At 42.4% G+C, this 5,467-nt stretch carries 4 protein-coding genes; 1 reads left to right on the top strand and 3 read right to left on the bottom strand.

The window, feature by feature from the left end:
* The first annotated feature begins 963 nt into the window (after nt 1–963).
* Nucleotides 964–2,934, top strand: a complete 1,971-nt coding sequence (locus CAG69_RS14065; RefSeq protein ID WP_005392102.1) for a replication initiator protein RctB domain-containing protein — start codon at nt 964–966, stop codon at nt 2,932–2,934.
* A gap of 289 nt (nt 2,935–3,223) precedes the next feature.
* Here the strand turns inward: CAG69_RS14065 and CAG69_RS14060 are convergent, their stop codons facing one another.
* Genes CAG69_RS14060 through CAG69_RS14050 form a run of 3 tightly spaced genes read right to left on the bottom strand, consistent with a single transcriptional unit; the run spans nt 3,224 to nt 5,465 of the window.
* Nucleotides 3,224–3,691, bottom strand: a complete 468-nt coding sequence (locus tag CAG69_RS14060; RefSeq protein WP_152813703.1) for a transcriptional regulator — start codon at nt 3,689–3,691, stop codon at nt 3,224–3,226.
* A complete protein-coding gene (locus tag CAG69_RS14055) occupies nt 3,691–4,623 on the bottom strand; it encodes an ATP-binding cassette domain-containing protein (protein ID WP_006740905.1) in 933 nt (310 codons plus the stop codon). The genes CAG69_RS14060 and CAG69_RS14055 overlap by 1 nt, the downstream gene beginning before the upstream one ends.
* Nucleotides 4,620–5,465, bottom strand: a complete 846-nt coding sequence (locus CAG69_RS14050) for an ATP-binding cassette domain-containing protein (RefSeq protein WP_161444768.1) — start codon at nt 5,463–5,465, stop codon at nt 4,620–4,622. Before CAG69_RS14050 ends, CAG69_RS14055 begins: the two co-directional genes overlap by 4 nt.
* Between the last annotated feature and the right edge of the window lie 2 nt (nt 5,466–5,467).

Below are 5,467 nucleotides of genomic sequence, written 5' to 3'. Positions count from 1 at the left end.
GATTATGTTAGGCCAACCTAATTTAAACAAAAAATAGAAAGCAATCTTTCAACATGAACGCTAATAACAACCTTGATCATGTATCCGAGCCAAAAAGGGCTGTTCAAGTGATGCTCCTATGGAAGTATGATCAAGGTATGCTTATGATCATGCTTCCATGATAAAACACAAATACGAAAGCATGATCATGGAAAAATAGAGTAGACGAGGGTGTAAACACGCGGATTAAATAAGATCCATCAATCGGAAATATGATCAAGCTATAGAATCTCTCGGAAGCATGAGTTTTTGTCTCTAATTTACGGTTGAATGCAGTCAGAATGGGGGATGGAGAAGAAATTAGTGGATAGAGAAGCCGGAACAATGAAATTGTTCAAGTTACTATGATAAATCTTACTCTCATGATCATGCTTCCTAAGAATAGCCCGAAATTAGGTTTTACTGCGGAATAAGAGCTACTTGGATGCATTTTCATCACATGAGTAATTTATCATCAATATTGTCTCCAGAACGATAGCTATCTCAGCTCTTGATCATCGATCCGAGTATCAATAACATCGACAATGCTCAATAAAATCCTCATTAAGACATTATTAAACATAGCATCTGTGGATAACCTGTAAAAACATCATGATCATCGTTTCAAGACTCTTTTGATCATCTTTTCATAAACTTAATGATCATGCTTACGAGTAAATATGATCATGCTTTCAGGTTATTATTGATCATAGTTTCAGAATTAGCATGATCATAGTTCCGATACGCATAAAAATAATCACTTTACAGAACAGGCACTTAGGAGCAAAACGATAGCCAGATCATTAGATCATATAATCAATTAAGATCAGATTAATCAAAAAGATCAGTTATTTAAAAAACAATCTTTTTTCTTTATTTATGATCTGTTTTTCTTTATTCTTCGGAACCATAGCACAACTACGGCTAGTGTGATCTGGATCTAAAATGACGGCTGATGAAAAAATTCTGATTAAAGCACCTAGAAGCCATAAGGATGGCCATCTTTTTGAGGTACATGAATCCTCTGCAGATTGGGTAGAGCAGTACCAACATTTCAAAGGGGTGACCAAAAGCATCTTAGAATTGCTTAATCTGATCTCATTGCGAGGTTTCAGCAGCAAAGATGGATTGGTTTCAACCACAGAGATTGTGGAAGCAACGGACGGACAACTCACTCGTGCAGCTCTGCAACAACGCTTACGTGCAGCAGTAAACATTGGTTTGTTTACTCAAACTCCAGTGCGGTTTGAAGAAGGACTTGCTGGTAAGACGATGTTACATAAGTTTGTTAATCCTAATCAGCTTATTTCAGTGTTGGGTGCAACAAGTCTTGTTACAGACAAAGTACGCCAAAACGAAAAGCAAAAACGTTCAAAAGCATTGGCTCAAACCCAAGTAAACAAGCGTTTGTTGAATGAACATGGGTTGAATACCCCTCCAACGATGAAAGATGAAGCCGATCAATTTGTCGTGTCTCCAACGAATTGGGCTGGGATCATCGACCAAGCACTTGCACCACCAAGAACTCGAAAAAGTTATCAGAAATCCATGGTGTCGATCTCTGGTACCAAAGCGGTTATTGAAACGCGATCATCCAAAAATATCATGACTGTGGATGATCTGATGACCTTGTTTGCTCTGTTCACATTGACCGTGCAATACCATGATCATCACAAAGATCAGTATCAACTCGACGCAGCACACGTGCCGAACAAGACGCCGTTATACATTACTGATATTTTGTCGCTTCGAGGCAAAAAAGACAGTGGTCCAGCACGTGATTCTATTCGTGACAGCATTGATCGTATTGAGTTTACCGATTTCCAGCTGCATGAACTTACTGGTCGTTGGCTAAGTGAAAACATGCCAGAAGGATTCAAAAGTGACCGTTTTCGTTTTCTTGCTCGAACCATCACTGCATCTGAAGAAGCGCCTGTAGAGGGAAGCGATGGTGAAATTCGTATCAAACCAAACTTGTACATTTTGGTTTGGGAGCCTTCGTTTTATGAAGAACTATTAACGCGTGATTATTTCTTCTTGTTCCCACCAGAGATCTTGAAGCAGCATACTTTGGTATTCCAACTGTATTCTTTCTTCCGTAGCCGCATGGTTCGTCGACATACTGACTGCATGCTGCTGAGTGAATTAAACCAGAAGCTGGCACGTAACATCGAATGGCGACGATTCTCGATGGATTTGATCCGAGAGCTGAAGCGTTTATCGGATGGTAAGGGAACGGATGAGCTGTTTGTCGTGAATTTGTGGGGTTATCACCTGACGATCGAAACTATGATCGAGAATGACAAAGTGATGGACTACCAGATCGATATTAAATGCGATGTGGAAGAAGTCTTACGTTATTCACGTGCGCGAACAACCAACGCAGGAAAGCGTAACATGGCGCCTACGCTGCCAAACCCACTTCGTAATGAGATGGTTACCCGACAACAGCTTGAAGAGCTCTCAGGCATCATAGACGGCGAATTTGAGCCTATCCAACGCAAAGCGCCATCTCCAAGAGGGAATTTAGGCCGCCGCGTGAAGCAAAGAAAACACCTGGTAGAGATCAATGCAGACGAGATCACCATTACTTTATCTAAATATACCTCACCAGAGGCTCTAGAACGCAGTATAACGGCTTTATCTGCGATGACAGGGCACTCGTATGCCTCAATCAAAGAAGAGTGCTCTGATTACATAGAGAAGCTTGATTGGCTAAGGGTAGGGGATGAGCCAATTCCTTATGAGACATTAAGCAAAACCGTCGAGCTGTTTAACACTCAAAATGATATTAAGCATCTTACCATTGAGCGCTTGATTGCTGGATTAGCGGTACGTCGGAAGGTGTGCCGTCAAATCTTCGATGGCCACATGGATGAAATGGTATTCCGCGCTCTGGATGAAATGGCGATTTAAAAGCGTTGCTTGATGTGTATCAAGCAATAGGCGTGGCGTATTGATTTGAAATGTAACAATGTCTTTCGATGATAAAAAACAGACTTAACTCTAACAAATCACTGACATTAGGAGCCAAGCCTGAGACTACTATTTATCACGAATAGACAACCTTTTGTCCTTTCTGATGATTAATAGATTGGCTCATATTGTTACATTCATTCTGAATAGACTTCGCGAGTTTCTCCTCAGGAAACTCGCTTTTTTTTACCTCAAATTCCTCAAAGTAAGCCTTGATCATTTTTCCAGATTAATGAGATAAACCTTGATCATGCTTCTTGGCTTCATTCCAGTGTAAAGAACGCATCAAAGCAACATGCGACTCGATCAAGTTATGTGCTTGTTGTTGCCACTCATTTTGATCGCATTGCTGATTACAAAACTCTAACGCTAAAACGGTAAGGTGCTGAAGTCGCTTTAAACACCAATCTTTGATCAGAATATCGGTCGATACCTGACATGCCGCTTGCTCGAGCTTTGCGCTCGTGTAAAGCAAGGTTTGATACGCTTTTTGAGGATCTCGGTACCTAGCATGTTGAAACACACGTAAACAACCGTCTAGCCAGCAAGCAATCGCTTTGCTTTGAACTTCGTTCAGTTCTGGGCCAAACACGCCGTCGGGCGCTTGATATAAGATCGCTTCCAGGTTTTCAACTTGATCATGCTTCCGATGTTCATACCACATGGCGATCTGATCTTGCCAAGTCCTCAATTCCATTACGCAGCCTCAGTCCATTGTTTTACATAGTGATTGGGTCCTATTTGATCAAATTCGTCGACAATGATGCTGCTACGACTACGAATTTCATCGGCATCTATCGAATAGTTTGGCTCACTTTTCACTAAGTTACCAAAAGGAAGATCTGGATCGGGAACGGCTGAAATCAATAGTTTGGTGTACGGGTGCTGCGGATTCTTCAGTATTGAGTGTGTATCACCCCATTCAACGATTTGCCCTTTGTACATCACAGCTGTTTCTTCCGCGATGTAGTGTGCGGTCGCCAAATCATGAGTAATGTACAAAAAGCCGATTCCTAGCTCTTGCTTCATGCGCTGCATTAGATTCAGTACCCCGAGGCGAATGGAGACATCCAGCATCGATGTTGGCTCATCCGCAAGAATGATTTGCGAACCGACGGCGAGAGCACGTGCTAAGTTTACTCGCTGACGTTGTCCACCACTAAGCTCGTGAGGAAACTTATTTAATGTCTCTTCAGGTAGTTCCACCAAATTTAAAAGCGCTTCCAAACGGGCAGGAATGTCACGCTCGCTTTTGATTTGCTTATGAATCTTTAAAGGGCGTGTGAGGTGATGGCGAATGGTATGAGTTGGATTGAGTGAACCAAACGGATCTTGAAACACCATTTGTACTTTACTGCGATACTCTTGGAGCGCTGAGCGTGACGTAATCTCATTGATATTAGTGCCATTGAAAAGGATCTCGCCTTCTGTTGCCGGATAGACTTTAGTGATCAAGCGAGCACACGTACTTTTACCACAGCCTGATTCTCCAACCAAAGCCAGCGTTTTTCCTGCATACAGATCAAAGCTCACGCCTTGGAGCGCACGGAAGGTTTCCTCTTTCGCTAAACCACCGCCTACTCTGAATTCTTTAATCACGTTTTTCATTTGGATGATAGGCTGATTCATGATTGCGCTCCTGGTCGTTCTGGTTGTTTGTGGACGTCGTGGATGTTTGGAAAAGAAGCCCATAGCTTTTGTGTGTAGGGATGTTGAGGATTATTGCGAATTTCGTATGCCTGATTGACTTCGACGATTTCTCCATGCCGCATGATGGCAATGCGATCACACAATTGGCTCATCAGCGCCAAGTCGTGCGTAATAAAGAGTACTGAGAAGCCAAATTCATCTCTAAGCTGATAGATTTGCTGTAAAATCTCCCTTTGTACCACCACATCTAAAGCGGTTGTGGGCTCATCCATAATGATCAGCTTAGGGTTCAAAGACAAAGCAATAGCAATCACTAAGCGCTGACGCATTCCACCTGAAAATTGGTGAGGGTATTCCGTTAACCGTTCTCGTGGAATATTGACCAAGTCCAATAGTTTTTCTGCTCGATCTTTCGCTTGAGCGTTGGTGAGTCCTTGGTGATGACGCAATACATCTGCGAATTGCTCTTGGATCGTTAAGACAGGGTTGAGTGAGTTCATCGCGCTTTGAAACACCATGGCGATTTCACTCCACCTCAGAGCGGTTAGATCAGAATCTGAGAGGCTAAGAATGTCTTTGCCATCAAATAATATTTTACCGCCAGAAATGAACGCTGGCGGCTTATGGAGACGATTGATCGAGAATGCGATCGTGCTTTTGCCACATCCCGATTCACCAGCAAGCCCAAATACTTCCCCTTTGCCGATATCGAAGCTGACGGATTTTACCGCATTGAAATCACCATTATCGGTGATGTAATCGACGCATAAATCTCGGATCTGGATGACCGGATTATTGTGGTATGCATGATTTAAGTTAATAC

The organism is Vibrio sp. V43_P6S15P86 (genome assembly GCF_009904725.1).
Lineage (GTDB): Bacteria > Pseudomonadota > Gammaproteobacteria > Enterobacterales > Vibrionaceae > Vibrio > Vibrio diabolicus.
The sequence above is the reverse complement of the archived record's forward strand: the minus strand, read 5'-3'. Positions and strand labels throughout refer to the sequence as shown.

What these genes read in the sequence shown, in the direction of transcription:
- CAG69_RS14055 (WP_006740905.1), bottom strand. Translation starts at nt 4,623, where the DNA reads ATGAATCAGCCTATCATCCAAATGAAAAACGTGATTAAAGAATTCAGA.
- CAG69_RS14060 (WP_152813703.1), bottom strand. Translation starts at nt 3,691, where the DNA reads ATGGAATTGAGGACTTGGCAAGATCAGATCGCCATGTGGTATGAACAT.
- CAG69_RS14065 (WP_005392102.1), top strand. Translation starts at nt 964, where the DNA reads ATGACGGCTGATGAAAAAATTCTGATTAAAGCACCTAGAAGCCATAAG.